This is a genomic window from Pseudophaeobacter profundi (assembly GCF_029697505.1).
Classification (GTDB): Bacteria; Pseudomonadota; Alphaproteobacteria; order Rhodobacterales; family Rhodobacteraceae; genus Pseudophaeobacter; species Pseudophaeobacter profundi.
Genome location: NZ_JARJEF010000009.1, coordinates 43,554 through 64,865 on the forward strand (window position 1 = coordinate 43,554; position 21,312 = coordinate 64,865).

Sequence of the window (21,312 nt, forward strand, 5' to 3'; positions counted from 1 at the left end):
GCCAATGACAGCCGGTCTAGGGGGCAAAACGGCCCACCGATGGCAGAAGAACAAAATGTGATCTTTGGGACGCATCGTCAGCTTCCTGGGGCGGGGCAGTTCCGGATAAATCATTTGAAAACAGGCGAATTCATCACCTCTTCCGGCCGGGGGCCGGCCTGATCGCGAGACAATAGTTACGACATGTCGCGAAAACGATTGACAATCGGGTAGCGTCGATCAAGCCAAAAGGCCCGCGGTGACAACCGTGCCCCCGGCGCCGACTGAAAGCGTTTGTACTCGCTGATATAGATCAGATGCTCTACCCGCTTGACTGTTTCGCGCGCGAAACCTTTGGCAACACAATCCGCAACGGATCCGTCCTGATCGACCAGAATTTCCAGAATGGCGTCCAGTTCGGGGTAATCCGGCAGGCTGTCGCTGTCCTTCTGATCTTCGCGCAACTCAGCCGAGGGCGGCTTGTCGATCACATTGGGGCGAATGACCTCGCCGGCAGGCCCCATCATCCAGGGGCGGTGGTTGGCATTGCGCCAGCGGCATGCTTCAAACACGCGGGTTTTATACATATCCTTGATCGGATTGTAGCCGCCGTTCATATCGCCGTAGATGGTGGCATACCCCACGGCAACCTCGGATTTGTTGCCGGTGGTCAAGAGCATCTCGCCAAACTTGTTTGACATCGCCATCAGCAACAACCCGCGCAGACGGGACTGGATGTTTTCTTCGGTCAGATCGTCATCATAGCCCGCAAACAACGGTGCCAGAGTGTTGGAGATGGCGCTGCGCCCCTCGGCGATCGGCACATAGTCGTAATGCACCCCCAGTGCCTTGGCCACAGCTTCGGCATCCTCCAGTGATTCAGGGCTGGTGTATTCCGACGGCAGCATAACGCAGCGCACATTGTCGGCCCCGATGGCATCGACCGCGATGGCGGCGACAATGGCGGAATCCACCCCGCCGGACAGACCCAGAAGCGCCTTTTTGAACCCGGTCTTGCCCATGTAGTCCCGCAGGGATTCCACCATCACCCGGTAATCCTGCTCCCAGGAATCCGGCAAATGGGCCTTTTCGCCTTCGACCGCGCGCCAGCCCGCCTCGGTGCGGACAAGATCAAGCTGGGTGATGGTTTCGTCAAAGACCGGCATCTGCAGCGCCAGCGCCCCATCCGGGTTCAGCACAAAGGAACCACCGTCAAAGACCTGATCGTCCTGCCCGCCCACCATGTTGAGGTAGATCACCGGCAGGCCGGTTTCGACCGCGCGGGCCACCGTGTGATTCTGCCGCACTTCCATCTTATTGCGATAATAGGGCGAACCATTTGGGATCAAAAGGAATTCAGCGCCCGTTTCGGCCAAGGTTTCGGCCACGTCTTCGTGCCAACCATCTTCGCAGATAGGCGATCCGATGCGCACATCCCCCACCACATAGGGCCCCGCCAGCGGCCCGGCATCAAAGATCCGCATCTCATCAAAAACCGTCTCATTGGGCAGATGATGCTTCAGACAGCGCGATGCAATCTTGCCGTCCTTGAGGATCAGATAGGCGTTGTACAGCTTGCCCTCTTCGGCCCAGGGGCAGCCAATGGCCAGGGCCGGCCCCGCAGCACAGTCCTGCGCCAGTTGCGCCGCTGCCGCCATAGCGGCCTGATGGAATACGGGCTTTTGCACCAGATCCTGAGTGTTATAGCCAGTCAGGAACATTTCTGGCAGGGCGACCAGATCGGCCCCTGCGGCCAAGCCGACGGCCCAGGCCTCGCGTGCCTTTGCTGCATTGCCTGCAAGATCCCCAACCGTGGGGTTCAATTGCGCCAGAGTTACCCGGAAACGATCTGCCATCCTGCACAAGCCCTTTGCAAAACATGTTGCCAGTCGTTTATCAGATCGGCAGCCAAGGAAAAGGGCCGAGCGCAAAAGACATTGCGACAAGCTGTTTGCTCGCATAGTTTCCCAGCAAGTAACCCACAGGTAGCCTATTGGCAGATGCAATTTCCACGGCCGATAATATCGGCACGCGGCAGACAGAGGTTTTCATGACCGGTTTCAGCAGAACGCTTGCGACACTCTTTCTTTTGACCCTGGCCATGCCCGCAGTGGCACAGGACAGCAAAATCATCACCAACGAGGATGAAATCGGCGGCCTTTACGAGGGTACTTTTCGCGGCGGGTTGCAACATGGCAAAGGCACCTACCGGCTGCCAAATGGCTATGAATACTCTGGCGACTGGGTGGACGGAGAAATCCTAGGCCGGGGCGTGGCGCGTTTTCCCAATGGATCTGTCTATGAAGGCGATTTCGTCAAGGGAAAACCCGAAGGCCTGGGCAAGATCACCATGGCCGATGGCGGCACCTATGAAGGCGAATGGCTGGCGGGCGTGATCAATGGCCAGGGTGTTGCGGTCTATTCCAACGGGGTCCGCTATGAGGGCAGCTTTGTCCAGGGGGAACACCACGGCAAGGGCGTGATGCAAAATCCCGGCGGCTATGAATACAATGGCGACTGGGTCGAAGGCCGCAAAGAAGGCCGCGCCATCATCACCTATCCCGACGGCGCCACTTATGAGGGTGAAATCTCTGATGGGCAGCTGCACGGGGTCGGCACCCTGACAATGCCGGATGGGCTGCACTATACTGGCGACTGGGTCGAAAACCAGATGCATGGTAACGGCACCCTGACGCAGCCCAATGGCGATGTTTACACCGGGCCACTGGACCAGGGCCGCCGCCAGGGAATGGGCACCCAGACCCATGCCAATGGCGATGTCTATGAAGGCATGTTCGAGGACGATCTGCGCCACGGCACCGGCACCTTTACCAAAACCGATGGCTACACATACACAGGCGACTGGCTGGCCGGGCAGATCGAAGGCGAAGGCCGCGTCACCTATCCCGATGGATCGGTCTACGAAGGTCAGTTCAAGGATGATCTTTCGGATGGCACCGGCAAGATCACCTATCCCGATGGCTCTACCTATGAAGGAGACTGGATCGCCGGGGTGATCGAAGGCACAGGCACTGCCACCTACCCCAATGGGGTCACCTATACCGGCAATTTCAAGAACGCGCGCAACCATGGCCAGGGGGTGATGACCGATGCCAGTGGCTATCGCTATGACGGCGGCTGGATGGATGGTCAGCGCCACGGTGAAGCACGGGTGACCTATGCCGATGGCTCTGTCTACACGGGCAGTTTTGTCAACAGCCAGCGCCACGGCAAGGGCAGGATCGAAATGCCCAGCGGGTTTAGCTATGATGGCGACTGGACCGAAGGAAAGATCACCGGCGAAGGTACTGCAACATATGCCAATGGCGACATCTATGTCGGCAGCTTTGTCAATGGCAAGCGGCAGGGCCCCGGCACCATGACCTACACCAGCGGCCAGACGGTCAGCGGCACCTGGAACAATGGCGCACCTCCCACAGCCGATGACGCGGCGCAATCGGACCCGGATGCAACCGCAGCCGAACCCCCAGAGAGCGATGCCGCGGCAGGCACCACCGAGACAGAGCCAACAGAGGCAGGGACAGAGGCAGAGGGTACGGGCAACTAACGCCCCTCCCCCTGTGGCCGATCCGGATTTATCACTTTGTTCCCCCGGCTGTCTGATTTCCCTCTTTTCATTCGCCGGCAGCTCTGTATAAATCGCAGTCATGACAGTTTACGCAGATACCCTAGTGATCGACGCCGCCCCACGCGGCGCGTCTCTGCGTGGCCTACTACTGCTCCTAGTCCGCCTCTGAGCGTGCCATTCGGCGCGTCCGCTCAGAGGAGACCGGCTTATACGCGCCCCAGATGGACATCCACATAACGGATCTCAGGACAGAACTAGAAAGCACTCCAAATGACCAATATCATTGATAAAGATCGCGTTTTGATCTTCGACACCACCCTGCGCGACGGCGAACAAAGCCCCGGCGCCACCATGACCCATGATGAAAAGCTGGAAATTGCCGAGCTGCTGGATGACATGGGCGTCGACATTATCGAAGCCGGCTTCCCCATTGCATCCGAAGGCGATTTCAAAGCGGTGAGCGAGATCGCAGAGCGGTCCAAGAATGCGGTGATCTGCGGTTTGGCACGGGCCAATCTCAAAGATATCGACCGCTGCGCCGAAGCCGTGCGCCAGGCCGCCAAGCCGCGCATCCATACCTTTATCGGCACCTCGGCGCTGCACCGGGCCATTCCCAACCTCACCATGGATGAGATGGCCGATCGTATTCACGAAACCGTCACCCATGCCCGCAATCTGGTTGATGACGTGCAGTGGTCGCCGATGGATGCCACCCGCACCGAGTGGGATTATCTGTGCCGGGTGATCGAAATCGCCATCAAGGCCGGCGCCACCACCATCAACATCCCCGACACCGTCGGCTATACCGCCCCGGTCGAAAGCGCCGATCTGATCAAGCGCCTGATCGAAACCGTGCCCGGCGCCGATGAGGTGATCTTTGCCACCCATTGCCACAACGACCTTGGCCTGGCCACGGCCAACTCGCTTGCCGCCGTGGCAGGCGGTGCGCGCCAGATTGAATGCACCATCAACGGTCTTGGCGAACGGGCCGGCAACACTGCCCTGGAAGAGGTCGTCATGGCCTTGAAGGTGCGCAACGATCTGATGCCCTGGAAAACCGGCATCGACACCAAGAAGATCATGCATATCTCGCGGCGCGTCGCCACGGTTTCGGGTTTTTCGGTCCAGTTCAACAAGGCCATCGTCGGCAAGAACGCCTTTGCCCATGAAAGCGGCATCCATCAGGATGGCATGCTGAAGAACAAAGAAACCTTTGAAATCATGCGTCCCGAAGATGTCGGCCTGGCTGGCACCTCGCTGCCGCTTGGCAAGCACTCGGGGCGGGCGGCGCTGCGCGACAAGCTCACCACCCTCGGTTTTGAGGTGGGCGACAACCAGCTCAAAGATGTCTTTGTCCGGTTCAAGGAACTTGCCGACCGCAAGAAAGAAGTCTTTGACGATGATATCCTGGCGCTGATGCGCGCAGGCGAAGACGCCGAAAACGATCACTTGCAACTGGTTTCGATGAAGGTGGTCTGCGGCACCGGCGGCCCGGCAGAAGCCACGGTGGAGATGGAAATCGACGGCAAGGACCAGACCGCCGTTGAGGAAGGCGATGGCCCGGTCGATGCCACCTTCAGGGCGATCCGCAAGCTCTACCCGAACACCGCCCGCCTGCAACTCTATCAGGTGAATGCCGTCACCGAAGGCACCGATGCCCAGGCCACCGTTTCCGTGCGCCTGGAAGAAGACGGCATCATCGCCACTGGCGAGAGCGCCAATACCGATACGGTCGTGGCCTCTGCCAAGGCCTATATCAATGCGCTGAACCGGGTGATCGTGCGGCGTGAGAGGATGGGCGAAGGCGCGGATACCCGCGAAATATCGTATAAAGATGTAACCTGACCCACCTGGCAGGCATGTCGTGTTGATATGCCTGCCAGGCCGCAAAACGCCAAAGGACTGGTCAAGACGGCCTCTGCCTTGCAGGTCGCGAAGGGGTGAACAGATCGGGGCTGGGCAAATGGAAGCGGTATGAAAGTCAGCTGCGACCTCTGATCAAAGCACTGGGGGCTGGGACTGTATCAAGGACTGGGAAGCCCGTGACGCCGCCCTGTAGTGGCTGATTGAGCGCTTACTTCAAACTGCTGAAAATCTTGTTCAGCCGGTCGCACTCGGCCTTGGTTCCATAGGGGGTATTGACCAGAAACATCCCCGAGCCAATCATCCGGTGCCCGGCCCGCACCGGTGGAAAACGGACCTCATGGCGCAGCGCGCCGGGCAGGTTCTGGTGTTCCAGCGCCCGCAGCATGGATGTATGGGTGCCGTCTTTCAGAATGGGATACCACAGCGCCAGAATGCCAACATTCCATTTCCGGTGCAGGGTCGAGATGAACCCCGGAATGCGGCTGTAGTCGCTTTTGATCTCATAGCTTGGATCCATCAGCAAAAGCCCGCGCCGGGGCGTTGGCGGTGCCAGCGACTGGGCCAGTTCAAACCCGTCCTGCAGATGCACCTTGGTCCGCCCACGCGGCATTGCCTGACGCAGGGCCGCATGTTCCCCTGGGTGCAGTTCGGCCAGATGCAGGCTGTCCTGGGGGCGCAGCAGATTGGCCGCAATCAGCGGTGACCCCGGATAGGCGGTGTCGCCATGCGCCGCCTGGCAGGCCACCAGCGCCTGCCGCAGGGGATGTTCTGACGGCAAGAGCCCATCGCCCAGAATGCGATCAATCCCCGCCGCCGCTTCGCCAGTTTTCACCGCCTCGGGAGCATCCAGATGATAAAGCCCACGCCCGGCATGGGTTTCAATATAGCTGATCGGTTTGTCCTTCTGGGTCAGATAGGACAGGATCACCGCCAAAAGTGCATGTTTTTGCACATCGGCCAGGTTACCGGCATGATAGATATGTTGATAGGATAGCATGCAACAGCCTGTAGCGCGGATTTGCCGATGGCGAAACCACAAAGACCCGCCCGATAGGACAATTCGGTGCTTGATCCGATGGCACAGGCCTGCGCCGCCAATCAACGCAGCGCCCCCTTGGTGTCCTGGCTGCAAGCGGGCAAAGTGCAAGGCAAAAGCCCCTCCTTTATGCGGCGCAAGCGAAAAGGCGCTAGTTGGGCATAAAACGCCCTTTCCCGACAGGGCTGCGCTGGTATAAGACCATGGTCTGCGACCCCGTTGGAGTCGCCCCTCGCTACAGTCAATAGGATCACATTTTATATGGCGTTTTTCGGAAATCTTGGCGGTTTGTTCACCTCGGACATGGCCATCGACCTTGGCACCGCAAATACGCTGGTCTACGTCAAGGGCCGTGGCGTGATCCTGTCGGAACCTTCCGTGGTGGCCTACCACATCAAGGATGGGGTGAAGAAAGTCCTGGCTGTGGGCGAAGATGCCAAGCTGATGTTGGGGCGAACCCCCGGCAGCATCCAGGCGATCCGTCCGATGCGCGAAGGGGTCATTGCTGACTTTGACACCGCAGAAGAAATGATAAAACATTTCATCCGCAAGGTGCACAAACGCTCAACCTTTTCCAAGCCAAAGATCATCGTCTGTGTGCCGCATGGCGCAACTCCGGTTGAAAAACGCGCGATCCGTCAATCGGTTATGTCTGCCGGGGCGCGCCGGGCCGGGCTGATTGCCGAACCCATCGCCGCAGCGATCGGGGCCGGCATGCCCATCACCGATCCCACCGGCAACATGGTTGTCGACATCGGCGGCGGCACCACCGAAGTCGCGGTTCTGTCGCTGGGCGACATCGTCTATGCGCGCTCGGTTCGGGTGGGCGGCGACCGGATGGATGAATCAATCATCGCCTATCTACGCCGCCAGCAGAACCTGCTGATCGGCGAGGCCACAGCCGAACGCATCAAGACCTCTATCGGCACTGCCCGGATGCCCGATGATGGCCGCGGCCAGTCGATGCAGATCCGTGGTCGTGACCTGTTGAACGGGGTGCCAAAAGAAATCGAGATCAGCCAGGCCCAGGTGGCCGAAGCCCTGGCAGAACCGGTGCAGCAGATCTGCGAAGCAGTGATGACCGCGCTGGAAACCACCCCGCCCGATCTGGCCGCCGATATTGTCGACCGGGGCGTCATGCTGACCGGCGGCGGCGCGCTGCTGGGCGATCTGGATCTTGCCCTGCGCGAGCAGACCGGTCTGGCCGTTTCTATTGCGGATGAATGTCTGAACTGTGTGGCCCTTGGCACTGGCAAAGCGCTGGAATACGAAAAGCAGCTGCGCCACGCCATCGACTACGACAGCTGATCCGGTAGCACGGCCCCGCTCGACCAACCTGATCGCAGGGCGGGCGGGGGCAGCACCCAGAAAGGAGCCCCTTGGCCAAAGATCGCTCCCAGCGTGAAGACTATGCAACGCCGCTGCGCCGTCTGTTCGTCGTGGTTGTCTGCCTCTGTCTGACGGCCCTGTTTCTGGTCTGGCGCATCGACAGCCCAAGGGTGGAACGCTTTCGCGCCCAGCTGATTGACACGGTCGTGCCCAATATGGATTGGGCCATGGTACCGGTCACCGGCACCGTCAATCTGTTTCGCGATTTTCAAAGCTATCGACGTCTGGCAGAGCAAAACCGCGAGCTACGTTCGGAGCTGCGTCAGATGCGCGCCTGGAAAGAGGCGGCGCTGCAGCTGGAGCAGGAAAATGCCCGCCTGCTGGATCTCAACAATGTGCGGCTTGACCCCAAGCTCACCTTTATCACCGGCGTGGTCATGGCCGACAGCGGCTCGCCGTTTCGTCAGTCTGTCATCCTAAATGTCGGTGCCCGCGATGGCATCCAGGATGGCTGGGCCACCATGGATGGCATTGGTCTGGTTGGGCGGATTTCCGGTACCGGGCGCAACACCGCGCGGGTGATCCTGCTGACCGATGCGGCCAGCGCCGTGCCAGTGACCATCCAGCCCTCGGGGCAGACTGCGCTGGTGACCGGCGACAACAGCGCCGCGCCACTGCTGACCTTTCTGGAGAACGCCGATCTGGTGCGCCCGGGCGACCGGATTGTGACCTCGGGCGATGGCGGAGTTTTTCCGGCCGGACTGCTGGTGGGGCAGGCCACCGAGGACCGCAGCGGCCGCATGCGGGTGCGGTTGTCCGCCGATTATGAACGGCTTGAATACCTGCGGGTGCTGCGCCATCACGGCACCCAGGTGATTGGTGATCCCGGCGGGTTGATCGTTCCCGCCCCCGGTGCCACCACCCCGAAATCCCGCCCCGGAGATCTGGACCCCGCCACCACTGCACCCGACGCCCAGACAGACGCCGACACCGCAACGGGGGCTGAGAATGGCTGAGGTCACACCCGCCAGAATTCTGTTCATGCGGTTCAGCTTTGCCGGGCTGGCATTTCTGGTGATCTTTTTCCACCTGCTGCCGCTGGATACGCTGGCGCGCAATTGGGCACCGCCGGATCTGCTGACCGCCCTGGCCATGGCCTGGTCGCTGCGCCGCCCGGATTATGTGCCGATCTTACTGCTGGTCCCGGTGTTGTTATTGGCGGATTTCCTGTTTCACCGCCCGCCTGGCCTGCTGACACTTTTGGTGGTTCTAGGCTGTGAATTCCTGCGCACGCGTGGTCAGAACCAGAACGAAGCAACCTTTGCCGCCGAGTGGCTCTCGGTGGCGATGGTCCTGACGGTTATCACCCTCTTGAACCGCGTCACCCTTTCACTCTTTGCGGTGCCACAGGCGCCCCTGGGCCTGTCGGTCATCGAAACCATAGCGACCATTGTGACCTACCCGCTGGTGGTGCTGTTCAGCCAGGGGCTTCTTGGCGTGCGCAAACTCTCGGCCACCGAGGCCGAAATTCTGGGAGCCCGCAAATGAAACGCACACCAAAGGATCTGGAAGGTGCCCATCGCAAGCTGAGCCGCCGCGCGCTGCTTTTGGGCGGGCTGCAACTGGGCTTTGCCGGGGGGCTGGCTGCGCGCATGCGCTATCTGCAGGTCGATCAGGCAGATCAGTTCCGCCTGCTGGCCGAAGAGAACCGCATCAACATCCGCCTGTTGGCCCCCGCCCGTGGCGAAGTTTTTGATCGCAATGGCAAGACCCTGGCCCATAACTCCCCCTCCTATCGGATCATCATCGTCCCAGAAGATGCCGATGATGTGGAGGCGGTGATCGCCAGGCTGTCAAAGCTGATCCATCTGCCCGCCGAAGACATCGAACGTGCCCGCACAGAGATGCGCCGCTCGCCGCCCTTTTTGCCGATCACCCTGGCGGACCAGCTGACCTGGGAAGATATCTCAAAGGTGGCGGTGAACGCCCCGGCCCTGCCCGGCATCACCCCAGAGGTCGGCCTGACGCGCATCTATCCGCAACAAAGCGATTTTGCCCATGTGGTGGGCTATGTGGGTCCCGTGTCCGATTATGATCTTAGCAAACTGGAGTCACCGGACCCGGTGCTGCGCATTCCGCGCTTTCAGATCGGCAAGGTCGGCTTTGAGGCCAAGCGCGAAGATGTGCTGCGCGGCACCGCCGGAGCCAAACGGGTCGAAGTAAACGCAACTGGCCGCGTCATGCGGGAACTGGACCGCAAGGAAGGCCAGGCCGGTGCCGATATGCAGCTGGCGGTAGATGCGGGATTGCAGAACTACGCCCAGGCCCGGCTGGGCGGCGAGAGCGCCGCCGTGGTGGTGGTAGACTGTGACACGGGTGACCTGCGCGCCATTGCATCTGCCCCCAGTTTCGACCCCAACCTGTTTGTTCGCGGCATTTCGGTGGCGGACTACAGCCTGCTCACAGAGGATCCCTACCGCCCCCTCGCCAACAAGACCGTGCAGGGCACCTATCCCCCCGGATCGACCTTCAAAATGGTTGTCTCGCTGGCAGCACTCGAAGAGGGGCTGATCGGGCCGGAAGATACCGTCTGGTGCCCCGGCTATCTAGAGGTTTCGGGGCGGCGCTTTCACTGCTGGAAACGGGCCGGACATGGCCATGTCGATCTCAATACCTCGCTCAAGCAGTCCTGCGATGTCTATTACTACGATCTGGCAATCAAGGTGGGCATCGACAAGATTTCAGCCATGGCCAACCGGATGGGGCTGGGCGTGCGCCACGACCTGCCGATGTCGGCGGTGGCGAGCGGGCTGGCCCCTGATCGGGACTGGAAGGCGCGGGTACGCGGCCAGGACTGGCTGGTCGGGGATACCGTCAATGTCTCTATCGGTCAGGGATTCATGCTGGCTTCGCCCATGCAGCTGGCAGTGATGACCGCCCGCCTGGCCACCGGGCGCAGTGTGACCCCACGCCTGGTGAAATCCATCGACGGGGTAGAACAGCCCTCGGGGGCAGGCACCTCTATGGGGCTGAATGAAAACAATCTGCGCATGGTGCGACGCGGCATGTATTCGGTCAGCAACGACAGGCGCGGCACCGGCTATCGCTCGCGTATCATTGCCGAAGGCATGCGGATGGGCGGCAAGAGCGGCACCAGCCAGGTCCGCAATATCACCGCCGCCGAACGCGCCGCCGGGGTAATCCGCAACAAGGATCTGCCATGGGAGCGGCGCGATCACGCGCTCTACGTCTGCTTTGCCCCCTTCGACAAACCCAAATACGCCATCTCGGTGATCGTTGAACATGGCGGTGGTGGCTCTACCGCTGCGGCCCCCATTGCCCGCGATGTGATGTTGCAGGCGCTTTACGATGGCACCCCGCCCCTTTCCGCCTATCCCAAAGGCGATCGCAGCCGCATCAAGGCCCAACAAGAGCGGCTGGAGCGCGAACGCATCGAACGCGACACTCCCCAAGACAGTGACCGGGCATGAGCTACCTTGAGTATAACGCCAAGGCGACCCCCTCGGGGTTTCGCAAGATCCTCTATCTGAACTGGCCGCTGACCCTGTTGCTGGCCTCGGTGGCCGGGGTTGGGTTCCTGATGCTCTACTCGGTCGCGGGCGGGTCCTTTTCGCCCTGGGCCGAACCACAGTTCAAACGCTTCCTGCTGGGCATGGGGGTGATGCTGGTGGTGGGCATGGTGCCGATCTGGTTCTGGCGCAATATCTCGGTGGTGGCTTATCTGATCTCTGTTGCGCTGCTCCTGGCGGTTGAATTCTTTGGCACCGTCGGCATGGGGGCACAGCGCTGGATAGACATTGGCTTTATGCGGCTGCAGCCCTCAGAGCTGATGAAGATCACCTCGGTCATGCTGCTGGCCGCCTATTACGACTGGCTACCGCCAGAGCGCAGTTCGCGGCTGATCTGGGTGTTGCTGCCACTGCTGATGATCCTATTCCCCACCCTTCTGGTGCTGCGCCAACCGGATCTGGGCACCTCGATCCTGTTGATGGCCGCCGGCGGCGGGGTGATGTTTCTGGCGGGGGTCCACTGGGCCTATTTTGCCGCCGTCATTGGTGCCGCCGTAGGGCTGGTGAGCGCCGTATTCCAAAGCCGCGGCACCGACTGGCAACTGCTCAAGGACTACCAGTATCGCCGCATCGACACCTTCCTCGACCCGTCACAAGACCCGCTGGGCGCGGGATATCATATCACCCAATCCAAGATCGCCCTGGGCTCGGGCGGCTGGTCGGGACGCGGCTATATGCAGGGCACCCAGTCACGGCTGAACTTTCTGCCGGAAAAGCACACGGATTTCATTTTCACCACCCTCGCCGAAGAGTTTGGCTTTATTGGCGGCCTCACCCTGCTCAGCCTCTACATGCTGATCATCGTCTTTTGCGTCGCCACCGCGCTGGCGGCCAAGGATCGGTTTTCATCGCTGGTCTCCCTGGGTGTGGCCATCACCTTTTTCCTGTTCTTTGCCGTCAATATGTCGATGGTCATGGGCCTGGCCCCCGTCGTGGGCGTGCCACTGCCGCTGGTTTCTTACGGGGGCTCGGCGATGCTGGTGCTGCTGGCCGCCTTTGGTCTGGTCCAAAGCGCCAATGTACACCGCCCCCGCTAGGCCTGCCCCCAGCCAACAGCGGACAAGGCAAATATCTGCAACCAGGCTTGATGCTTGTGTCAAACCCTGCATCCATGAGACACCCATGCCAGAACACAGAACACAAGCTGCGGCTTTCCCTGACATCCCCCGATATCAAGGAACACCGCGATTGGAGCACAGAGCATGAGCATCTTTCACCTCGCCTATCATGTGGATGACCTGGACAAGGCCCGCGCCTTTTATGGCGGCCTGTTGGGCTGCACCGAGGGGCGCAGCACCGACACCTGGGTCGATTACAACTTCTTTGGCCACCAGATCTCACTGCACCTCGGCACGGCCTTTGCCACCGCCAAGACCGGAAAGGTCGGGGAACACATGGTGCCGATGCCGCATCTGGGGGTGATCCTGCCCCAGCAGGACTGGCAGGCCCTGGCCGATCACCTGGTGCAGGCGGGGCTGGATTTCACCCTGCCCCCAACCACACGCTTTGCCAATGAACCGGGTGAACAAAGCACCATGTTCTTTCACGACCCCGCCGGCAACCCGATCGAGATCAAAGGCTTCAAGGACATGGCCGGGGTATTTGCCACATGATCAAGGTTCAATTCGCCGCCCGCCCGGAACGCTGGGACAGCTATAGGCCTGCGCTCGAAACCGCCTTCGCCGCCGCCCAACTACAGGTCGACCTGCGCCAGAATCACCCCGCCGCAGAGGTGGACTATGTGATCTACGCCCCCAACTCCGACCTGCAGGATTTCACCCCCTACACCCGCTGCAAGGCAGTGCTCAACCTCTGGGCCGGGGTGGAAAAGATCACGGGCAATACCAGCCTGACACAGCCGCTGTGCCGGATGGTCGATCCCGGTCTGACAGCGGGCATGGTGGAATGGGTCACCGGTCATGTGCTGCGCTACCACCTTGACATCGACCGCAGCCTCGCCACCCAGGATCGCTGGGATCCGGTTGTGCCCCCCCTGGCACAGGAACGGGCGGTCACCCTGCTGGGGCTCGGCGCATTGGGAACCGCTTGCGCCACCGCGCTGCAGCGGCTCGGCTTTCCCGTCACCGGCTGGTCACGGTCGCAAAAAACGCTCGCAGGCCTTAACTGCGAACACGGGGCCGAGGGGCTGACACGCGCCCTGGCAACCGCCGAGATCGTGATCTTGCTGCTGCCCGACACTGCCGCCACAGAAAACACCCTGAATGCGACAACCCTGGCGCATCTGCCCAAAGGCGCGCGGATCATCAACCCCGGCCGCGGCCCCCTGATCGACGATGCCGCCCTGCTGGACGCACTCGACAGCGGCCAGATTGCCCATGCCACCCTTGATGTCTTCCGCCAAGAACCGCTGCCGCAAACCCACCCCTATTGGGCCCACCCACGGGTCACGGTCACGCCCCATATCGCGGCAGAAACGCGCCCCCTGACTGCGGCACAGATGATTGCCAAAAACATCCAGCGCGGCGAAAGCGGCCTGCCCTTTCTCAACCAGGTCGATCGCCAGCTCGGCTACTGATCAGCCCAGGCTGCCAACACCTGCAACGGCAGGCGCCTCCCCCATATTCATCTTACGAAAAATACCTCGGGGGAGGTCGCAGACCGGGGGCAGCGCCCCCGCCCACCTCACCTCTCTGCTCAGCCCAGCGGCACCATCACCCGACAGCGGCCAGGCCGCGCCCCTTTAGCAGCGCCTCAACCCCTGGCAGACGGCCGCGAAACGCGGTGTATAGCTCTGCCGCATCGACGGATCCGCCCTTGGACAGGATATGGCGTTCCAATGCGGCGGCGCGTTCGGGGTCAAAGGCGCCTCCCGCCTCTTCAAAGGCGGCAAAGGCATCGGCATCCATCACCTCGGACCACATGTAGCTGTAATAGCCCGAGGAATAGCCATCTCCAGAAAACACATGGGCAAACTGCGGTGTCGCATGGCGCATGGTGATGGCCGCGGGCATACCGATTTCGGCCAGCACCTCTGCCTGTTTCTCCATCACATCCTGTGGCGGCGCCCCCTCATGAAACTCCAGATCCGCCAGCGCCGAGGCCACATATTCCACCGTCTGGAAGCCCATATCAAAGGTCGCGGCCCCCAGCACTTTTTGCAACAATTCGGGCGGCATCGCTTCGCCGGTCTCCGCATGGGTGGCAAATTCGCTCAGCACCTCGGGCACCTCCAGCCAATGTTCATAGAGCTGGCTTGGCAATTCGACAAAATCACGCGCAACCGAGGTGCCAGAGATGCTCTCGTAGCTGACATCAGACAGCATCTGATGCAGCGCATGGCCAAATTCATGGAACAGGGTGCGCGCGTCATCCCAGGACAACAGGGCCGGATCGCCTTTGGCAAAGTTGCAGACGTTGATGACAACCGGGCTCTGCTCTTGCGGCAGTTTCGCCTGGGCACGCATTGCCGAACACCAGGCGCCCGAGCGCTTGGAGCCGCGGGCAAAGTAATCGCCGATAAAGACCGCCAGATGCTTGCCCGCGCGCGTGACCTCCCAGGCGCGGCAATCGGGGTGGTACAGCGGCACATCCAGCGGTTTGAACTCTAGTCCGAACAGACGGTTGGCACAGGCAAAGCTGGCCTCGATCATCCGGTCCAGCTGCAGGTAGGGCTTCAGTTCCGCCTCATCCAGATCATGTTCGGCCTTGCGCCGCTTTTCAGCGTAGTAGCGCCAGTCCCAGGGTTCCAGATCGCCGTTAATCCCATCCTGATGCATCATCTCGGTCAGGATCCTGGCATCACTGTCGGCCTGCGCCTTGGCCGGCTGCCAGACCTGCATCAGCAGATCCCGCACCGCCTCCGGGGTTTTGGCCATCTCGGTTTCCAACTTGTAGGCGGCAAAACTGTCATAGCCCAGCAGGGCAGCGCGTTCGGCTCGCAGCGCCAGGATCTCGGCCGCGATGGCACGGTTGTCGCTGTCGCCTCCGTTGGCCCCACGTGCGCACCAGGCGGCAAAGGCCTTTTGCCGAAGATCGCGGCGGGGGGAAAACTGCAGGAACGGCGTGATAACCGACCGCGACAGCGTCACCACCGGGCCTGGCGCGCCCATCTCTGCGCCTGCCGCCCGGGTCGCGTCCACAACGAAGTCCGGCAAGCCCTCAAGGTCCGCCTCGCTCAGTTCCATATGCCAGTCGCGCTCATCCGCCAGCAGGTTCTGGGTAAAGGCGGTGCCAAGCGTGGCCAGGCGGCCCTTGATCTCTTGCATCCGCTGGTCATCCGCCCCGGTCAAGGCGGCACCACCGCGTACAAAGCCGCGATGGGTCAGCATCAAAACCCGGCTCTGCTCGTCGGTCAGACCCAGATTATCGCGTTGATCCCAAACAGATTTCACCCGCGCATAAAGCGTTTTATTGGCAGTGATGGCGGAAAAATGTGCCGCCAGTTTGGGGGAAAAGTCACGCTGCAGCTCTTCGCGCTTTGCGTTGCTATCTGCCCCCGCCACGGTGAAGAACACCGACAAGACCTGCTCCAGCTCGCGCACCGGGGTCTCCAGTGCCTCGACCACATTGGCAAAGCTGGGCGGCGCGGTGTTGTTGGCGATGGCATCGATCCAGGCGCTATGGGCAGCCAGCGCCTGCTCCAGTGCCGGGGCAAAATCATCATCACTAATGCGGCTGAAGGGGGCAATTTCAAACGGCGTGTCCCAATGGGACAAAAGCGGGTTGGACATGTCAAATCTCCTTTGATCGCGACGCTAGCGGCAAATTCGGACGGCTGCAATCAGGGTCCGAAGCGCCTGCCAAGACATGGCGCGCAAAAGTGAGCACCGGTTTTGCACAACATGCAAAATCAAATGAGATGAGCCAGCCAGGAGAACGCAAATGAACGCGGTAAATCTAGCCGCCCACCTTCGGGCTGTCGACCAGAGAGGCTGGCAGAATACGGATCGGAACCCCGGCAATATTCGCCGCGCGCGCGATGCGCCATTCAAACCGGCCAATACGCCCATCGGTGTCGATCAGCACCACCACCGCCTCCTTGCCGGTCACCTCCGCGGCAAACAGGGCCTGCTGGATGCTGTCCAGGCTGCTGCGCTTGTCCAGACCGAACTCAACCACCCGGTTGTCATTCTCGCAATCTATCCGGATCGAGGCGGCACCATCGGGATAGGTAAAGTCATGCACGGTCTCGGACTCGCCGCCAAACAGGGCACCGCAAAGCGCGGTAATAAAAAAGGCTTCATTCACTGCTGCGGGCTTTCTGACGTTAACGACCGTCGCTGCAAATCGGACAGTCCTGCCGCCGCGACAGGCGGATCTTGCGGCTTTCGCCGTATAGCCCATCATAGATCAGCATTTCGCCTTTCACGCCCGCGCCTGCGCCGGTGATCGCCTTGATCGCCTCCATCGCCATCATTGCCCCCAGCACCCCCGGCAGCGGGCCAACCACCCCGGCTTCGGAACAGGACGGTGCCAGCCCGGCCGCCGGAGCTTCGGGGAAAATACACTGATAGCAGGGGCTGCCGCCTTTGGGGTGAAACAGGCTCAGCTGGCCTTCCCATTGCGACAGGGCCGCGGAAATCAGCGGCTTGCCCAGCTTTACCGCTGTGCGGTTGACCAGATAGCGGGTTTCAAAATTATCGCTGCCGTCCAGGATCAGGTCGAAATCGGCAAACAGCTCTGCGGCGATCTCTTCGGTCAGGCGACGATGAAAGGGGCGCACCTCGACATAGGGGTTTTGCGCCTTCATCGCGGCCTCGGCTGAAAACACCTTGGGCAGGCCAATATCCGCATCGCGGTGGATCACCTGGCGTTGCAGGTTGGCATTTTCCACCACATCGTCATCAATCACCCCAATGGTCCCTACCCCGGCCGCAGCCAGATATTGCAGTGCCGGAGCCCCGAGACCACCAGCACCAATCACCAAGACGCGGGCCTGTTTCAGTTTTTTCTGTCCCGGCCCGCCCAGCTCTCGCAGCACAATATGGCGGGCATAGCGGTTCAGCTCTGTTTCGCTAAACAGGGGGGCGGGGTCGGACATGGTGCTGCCTTTTGGTTGTGCACGGGCTTTGAGGGCAGAAATAATCCAGCCATAGCCCAGCGCCAAGAGGCCAAAGCCACCCAGCATCAGCCATAGCGCGGCAGAGCCACCCGTGGCCTGACGCAAAGCATGTTCAGCAGGCAGCGTCACCTGCAAGGCCAGAACAGCGGCAAACAGGATCGCCAACAGGCTGCCACGCAGGGCGCGGCTCCAGCCAAGATAACCGCCGCCCCACCAGATAAACGCCGCAAGGGCCAGGATCCGCAGCATCAGCGCCGCCCCGTAGAGCCAAAGCCCCCTTGACCGCGCGCGGTTTCCTCTAGGGTGTCAACCAGCGAAATCCGGGCCTGCACAACGGGAGCTACCACCATCTGTGCAATCCGGTCGCCATGCGAGATGACAAAATCTGCATCGCCTGCGTTCATCACAATCACCCCCAGCGGGCCACGGTAATCGCTGTCGATGGTGCCGGGGCTGTTGGGCAGGGTGATCCCGTGTTTCAACGCCAGGCCGGAACGTGGCCGGATCTGCACCTCATAGCCCGGCGGAATAGACAGCCGCAGCCCGGTCGGCACCAGCATCCGCGCGCCGGGGGCCAGCGTCAGGCTACCACGATCCGGCAGGTTGGCGCGCAGGTCAGCCCCAGCCGCGCCAGCGGTTTCATAGGCGGGCAGCGGCAGATCCCGATCTGCACCAGCCTCATGGGTCACCCGGATTTCAACCATCTCGTCCTCGTTTTTGTCGCTGATGTTTCACAGGGGCCAGCCTCTGGCAGGGTTACTGCGTGTCCCCAGTCGTGGCTGCAATATGCGCTGCGATCCGGGCGGCAAGCTGGCGTGCCACCTCTGCCTTGCCCATCCGTGGCCAAGCCTCAGCCCCCTGTTCTGAAATCAGGATCACTGCGTTTTCCGCCCCCCCCATGATGCCCGTAGCCGGGGACACATCATTGGCGACAATCCAGTCGCAGCCCTTGCGCAGGCGCTTGGCCGTGGCATTGTCCACCACATCATTGGTTTCCGCCGCAAAGCCGACCACCAGCGGCGGCCGCCCGGTACCCATCTGCGCAACAGATTTCAGGATGTCCGGGTTTTCGGCAAACTCCAACACCGGCAAGCCGTCCTTGGATTTCTTCAGTTTGCGATCCGAGGCACTGGACACCCGCCAATCGGCGACGGCGGCTGCGAAAACCCCCACATCCACCGGCAGGGCCGCCTGTACGGCCGCCTGCATCTCAAGCGCGCTTTGCACTGGTATCACCTCAACCCCGTCGGGGGGAGGCACCTCTGCCGGGCCAGTGACAAACACCACCTCTGCGCCCTGATCGCGCAGGGCAGCGGCCAGCGCAGTGCCCTGTGCACCGGAAGAACGATTGGCGATATAGCGCACCGGATCAATGGGTTCATGCGTGGGGCCAGAGGTCACCAGAACACGCCGCCCCGACAGCAACCCCTGGCGGAAATGCGCTGTAATGGCCGCGATGATTTCGTTCGGTTCCGCCATCCGGCCCGGACCAAATTCACCGCAGGCCATGCCGCCCTCATTTGGGCCGACCAACTGCACGCCATCTGCGCGCAGGGTGGCGATATTGCGCTGGGTGGCCGCATGGTCCCACATGCGGACATTCATCGCAGGTGCCAGCATGATCGGGGTGTCTGTGGCCAAGAGCAGCGTGCTGGCCAGATCATTGGCCAGCCCCTGTGCCATCTTGGCCATCAAATCGGCAGTGGCGGGGGCCACCACTACCAGATCCGCGCTGCGCGACAGCTGGATATGCCCCATCTCGGCCTCGGCGGTCAGATCAAACAGATCCCGGTGCACCGCAGTTGCCGCCAACGCCGAAACCGACAATGGCGTCACGAACTCTTCGCCTGCGCGGGTCAGCACAGGGGTGACTGCGGCCCCCTGGTCTTGCAACCCGCGGATCAGCTCCAGCGATTTATAGGCCGCGATGCCGCCACCGATGATCAGAAGAATGCGCTTGCCTGCCAGCATTTTCACTGCCTCTTGTTTGCCCGGCCTCGCCCCGGCCCCTGGCAATCCTATCGTCTGGAGCACAAAGAGGGAAATGCTTTTACAGGGCCATCTCAAGGGCCAATCAACAGGCCACTGGCGCCGCCGCCACGGCGCTAATCGGTGCTGCGAAAGGCCAGACAGGGATCCGGGCGCAGGGGCGCAGGGGCCGAGAGGACAACATCAAAGCGCCGCTCCCCCTGGCCGCCCATCTCGTCGTCCTGACCCTCTTCGATCTGGCCAAGCGCGCGCAGGCTGATCTGGGGCGCGGCCCGTTTCAGATAGACCGCAAGCCCCCGGTCCAGCCGGGCATGGCCATTGCCGGTGATAACCACCACGGGCCCGCCCGTTTGCTGCAGCGCCTGTTCGGCGCGGGCCGCCAGACGGGCGTCACGCAGGCGCTGTATATCAACCAGCATTGGCAGCATCTCCGCTGGCATGGCATTGCAATGATTGATCATTTGGTCCGCCTCGCGCGCGGCCTGGTCTGCCTCGGGCAGGGGCTGGTCCAGACCAAAACGCGCGGCCTGGTCGCCAAAATGGTCGGCGATCCCGGTTTGCAGGGCTATTCGGGCCTCAGCCCGCGGCAGCCATGCACCAAACTGCGCCGCCTCGCTGGCAGCCAGAAACACCGGGGCGTATAGCGCAAAATCAGGCCAGCCCGATGTCGCCCAGTTCAGCCTCTCGGCGGTGCGCGCCGTATCCTGCAGGACCGGCACGGTAAGTGTTGCGGCCTGGTCCTGGGTGATCATCTCCCAGACCACAGCCCTGGGCTGCAGGGCCGCGATCAGCTCTGCCTGCGTCTGGTGATGCACGGCATTGTCATGCACCTCGCCCAGCAGGATTACATCTGCCCCTTTCAGCGCCGCCACAACCTGGCCCAGGTCTGGCTGAACTGGCTGCGCATCAACCGGCCCCTGTGCGGTGACCTCAGCCGCGACTTGGGTAGGCACCCCAACGGGTAGCCCCCCGACCAAAGCGACCACAAGGGCGATTGCGAAATTCTTGACTAAAAAACTATGCTTTCTCATGAAAGCAGTCTTTGCACCTCTCGCGAGCGGGTTTCAAGCAGTTTCCGCATTTTTTGAAATGCCCCGGCCTCCAGCTGGCGCACCCGCTCCTTGGACAGCTTCAATTCGTGCCCCAGGTCTTCGAGCGTGCGCGGCGGGCTTTTCAGTTTGCGGGCCACCACGATCAGCTTTTCCCGCCTGCTCAACCCCTGCATCGCTTCGACAAGCCAGCGCCGCAATTGCCGACGATCATGGCTGCCTTCGACCAGTTCAGCCGCCTGGGCGCTGTCATCTTCCAGCACATCAATCCATTCGCGGCCCTCGTCCTCGCTCGACTGGACCGCGTTAAGCGAAAAATCCCCCCCCGCCAGACGGCCATCCATCATTTCCACATCCCGCAGCGGCACGCCAATTTCAGAGGCGATTTTTTCATGCAGCTGGTGGCGATCCAGCCGCGCCCCCTGGGCATAGGCCTGGCGTTCAAGCTGGGCCTCAACCCGGCGCATATTGAAAAACAGTGACTTTTGCGCGGCGGTAGATCCGGTGCGCACCATCGACCAGTTGCGCATCACATAGTCTTGAATAGAGGCCTTGATCCACCAGACCGCATAGGTGGAAAAGCGCACGCCGCGATCGGGATCAAACTTATCCGCCGCCTTCATCAGGCCCAGCCCGGCCTCTTGGATCAGATCATTCATCGGCGCGCCATAACGTTTGAACTTGGAGGCCATTGAAATCGCCAGCCGCATATAAGCATTGATCAACCGGTGCAGCGCCTGCACGTCCCGTTGATCCCGCCAAGCATAGGCAAGTTTGCGTTCGGTCTCTGCATCCAGCAGTTCTGCCTTCATCGCCTGTTTCGGCAATGGATTAACAGTAATGTGGTCAAGCGCCATTGTTTC

Annotated in this window: 18 protein-coding genes; 9 read left to right on the forward strand and 9 right to left on the reverse strand. The window is 61.3% G+C overall.

Annotation, left to right across the window (positions count from 1 at the left end):
- Positions 1 to 176: 176 nt before the first annotated feature.
- Positions 177 to 1,835 (reverse strand): NAD+ synthase, encoded by a 1,659-nt coding sequence (locus P2081_RS14545; RefSeq protein ID WP_278923587.1) that lies wholly within the window; start codon positions 1,833 to 1,835, stop codon positions 177 to 179.
- 194 nt (positions 1,836 to 2,029) lie between these two features.
- Between P2081_RS14545 and P2081_RS14550 the strand changes: the two genes are divergently transcribed.
- Both P2081_RS14550 and P2081_RS14555 read left to right on the forward strand, forming a co-directional pair.
- Positions 2,030 to 3,547, forward strand: a complete 1,518-nt coding sequence (locus tag P2081_RS14550) for an MORN repeat-containing protein (protein WP_278923588.1) — start codon at positions 2,030 to 2,032, stop codon at positions 3,545 to 3,547.
- Positions 3,548 to 3,838: 291 nt separating this feature from the next.
- Complete coding sequence (locus P2081_RS14555; RefSeq protein WP_278923589.1) at positions 3,839 to 5,413, forward strand: 2-isopropylmalate synthase; 1,575 nt, start codon at positions 3,839 to 3,841, stop codon at positions 5,411 to 5,413.
- A 229-nt stretch (positions 5,414 to 5,642) separates the two neighbouring features.
- Here the strand turns inward: P2081_RS14555 and P2081_RS14560 are convergent, their stop codons facing one another.
- Positions 5,643 to 6,431 carry a 23S rRNA (adenine(2030)-N(6))-methyltransferase RlmJ gene (locus tag P2081_RS14560; protein WP_278923590.1) on the reverse strand — a complete coding sequence of 263 codons (789 nt, stop codon included), beginning with the start codon at positions 6,429 to 6,431 and terminating at the stop codon, positions 5,643 to 5,645.
- A 300-nt stretch (positions 6,432 to 6,731) separates the two neighbouring features.
- Between P2081_RS14560 and P2081_RS14565 the strand changes: the two genes are divergently transcribed.
- The 7 genes from P2081_RS14565 to P2081_RS14595 all read left to right on the forward strand — a co-directional run bounded on the left by P2081_RS14565 (position 6,732) and on the right by P2081_RS14595 (position 13,925).
- A complete protein-coding gene (locus P2081_RS14565; RefSeq protein WP_278923591.1) occupies positions 6,732 to 7,778 on the forward strand; it encodes a rod shape-determining protein in 1,047 nt (348 codons plus the stop codon).
- A 71-nt stretch (positions 7,779 to 7,849) separates the two neighbouring features.
- On the forward strand, positions 7,850 to 8,815 hold the full coding sequence (mreC, locus tag P2081_RS14570; protein ID WP_278923592.1) for a rod shape-determining protein MreC: 966 nt from the start codon (positions 7,850 to 7,852) through the stop codon (positions 8,813 to 8,815).
- Complete coding sequence (locus P2081_RS14575; protein WP_278923593.1) at positions 8,808 to 9,347, forward strand: rod shape-determining protein MreD; 540 nt, start codon at positions 8,808 to 8,810, stop codon at positions 9,345 to 9,347. The genes mreC and P2081_RS14575 overlap by 8 nt, the downstream gene beginning before the upstream one ends.
- Positions 9,344 to 11,290 carry a penicillin-binding protein 2 gene (mrdA, locus tag P2081_RS14580; RefSeq protein WP_278923594.1) on the forward strand — a complete coding sequence of 649 codons (1,947 nt, stop codon included), beginning with the start codon at positions 9,344 to 9,346 and terminating at the stop codon, positions 11,288 to 11,290. The genes P2081_RS14575 and mrdA overlap by 4 nt, the downstream gene beginning before the upstream one ends.
- Positions 11,287 to 12,426, forward strand: a complete 1,140-nt coding sequence (rodA, locus tag P2081_RS14585) for a rod shape-determining protein RodA (RefSeq protein ID WP_278923595.1) — start codon at positions 11,287 to 11,289, stop codon at positions 12,424 to 12,426. Before mrdA ends, rodA begins: the two co-directional genes overlap by 4 nt.
- A 165-nt stretch (positions 12,427 to 12,591) precedes the next feature.
- A complete protein-coding gene (locus tag P2081_RS14590; protein WP_278923596.1) occupies positions 12,592 to 13,002 on the forward strand; it encodes a VOC family protein in 411 nt (136 codons plus the stop codon).
- Entirely contained in the window at positions 12,999 to 13,925 is a 927-nt protein-coding gene (locus P2081_RS14595) for a 2-hydroxyacid dehydrogenase (protein WP_278923597.1), read from the forward strand. The genes P2081_RS14590 and P2081_RS14595 overlap by 4 nt, the downstream gene beginning before the upstream one ends.
- A gap of 136 nt (positions 13,926 to 14,061) precedes the next feature.
- Here the strand turns inward: P2081_RS14595 and P2081_RS14600 are convergent, their stop codons facing one another.
- The 7 genes from P2081_RS14600 to P2081_RS14630 all read right to left on the reverse strand — a co-directional run bounded on the left by P2081_RS14600 (position 14,062) and on the right by P2081_RS14630 (position 21,306).
- A complete protein-coding gene (locus tag P2081_RS14600) occupies positions 14,062 to 16,080 on the reverse strand; it encodes a M3 family metallopeptidase (RefSeq protein ID WP_278923598.1) in 2,019 nt (672 codons plus the stop codon).
- 166 nt (positions 16,081 to 16,246) lie between these two features.
- Positions 16,247 to 16,597, reverse strand: a complete 351-nt coding sequence (locus tag P2081_RS14605) for a hypothetical protein (protein WP_278923599.1) — start codon at positions 16,595 to 16,597, stop codon at positions 16,247 to 16,249.
- Between the two features lie 19 nt (positions 16,598 to 16,616).
- Positions 16,617 to 17,660, reverse strand: a complete 1,044-nt coding sequence (locus tag P2081_RS14610) for a HesA/MoeB/ThiF family protein (protein WP_278923600.1) — start codon at positions 17,658 to 17,660, stop codon at positions 16,617 to 16,619.
- A complete protein-coding gene (dut, locus tag P2081_RS14615) occupies positions 17,660 to 18,115 on the reverse strand; it encodes a dUTP diphosphatase (protein WP_278923601.1) in 456 nt (151 codons plus the stop codon). The genes P2081_RS14610 and dut overlap by 1 nt, the downstream gene beginning before the upstream one ends.
- 52 nt (positions 18,116 to 18,167) lie before the next feature.
- Positions 18,168 to 19,382: a bifunctional phosphopantothenoylcysteine decarboxylase/phosphopantothenate--cysteine ligase CoaBC gene (coaBC, locus tag P2081_RS14620; protein ID WP_278923602.1), complete on the reverse strand. Its 1,215-nt coding sequence runs from the start codon at positions 19,380 to 19,382 to the stop codon at positions 18,168 to 18,170.
- Between the two features lie 134 nt (positions 19,383 to 19,516).
- On the reverse strand, positions 19,517 to 20,431 hold the full coding sequence (locus P2081_RS14625; RefSeq protein WP_278923603.1) for a ChaN family lipoprotein: 915 nt from the start codon (positions 20,429 to 20,431) through the stop codon (positions 19,517 to 19,519).
- Entirely contained in the window at positions 20,428 to 21,306 is an 879-nt protein-coding gene (locus P2081_RS14630; protein WP_278923604.1) for an RNA polymerase factor sigma-32, read from the reverse strand. The genes P2081_RS14625 and P2081_RS14630 overlap by 4 nt, the downstream gene beginning before the upstream one ends.
- Between the last annotated feature and the right edge of the window lie 6 nt (positions 21,307 to 21,312).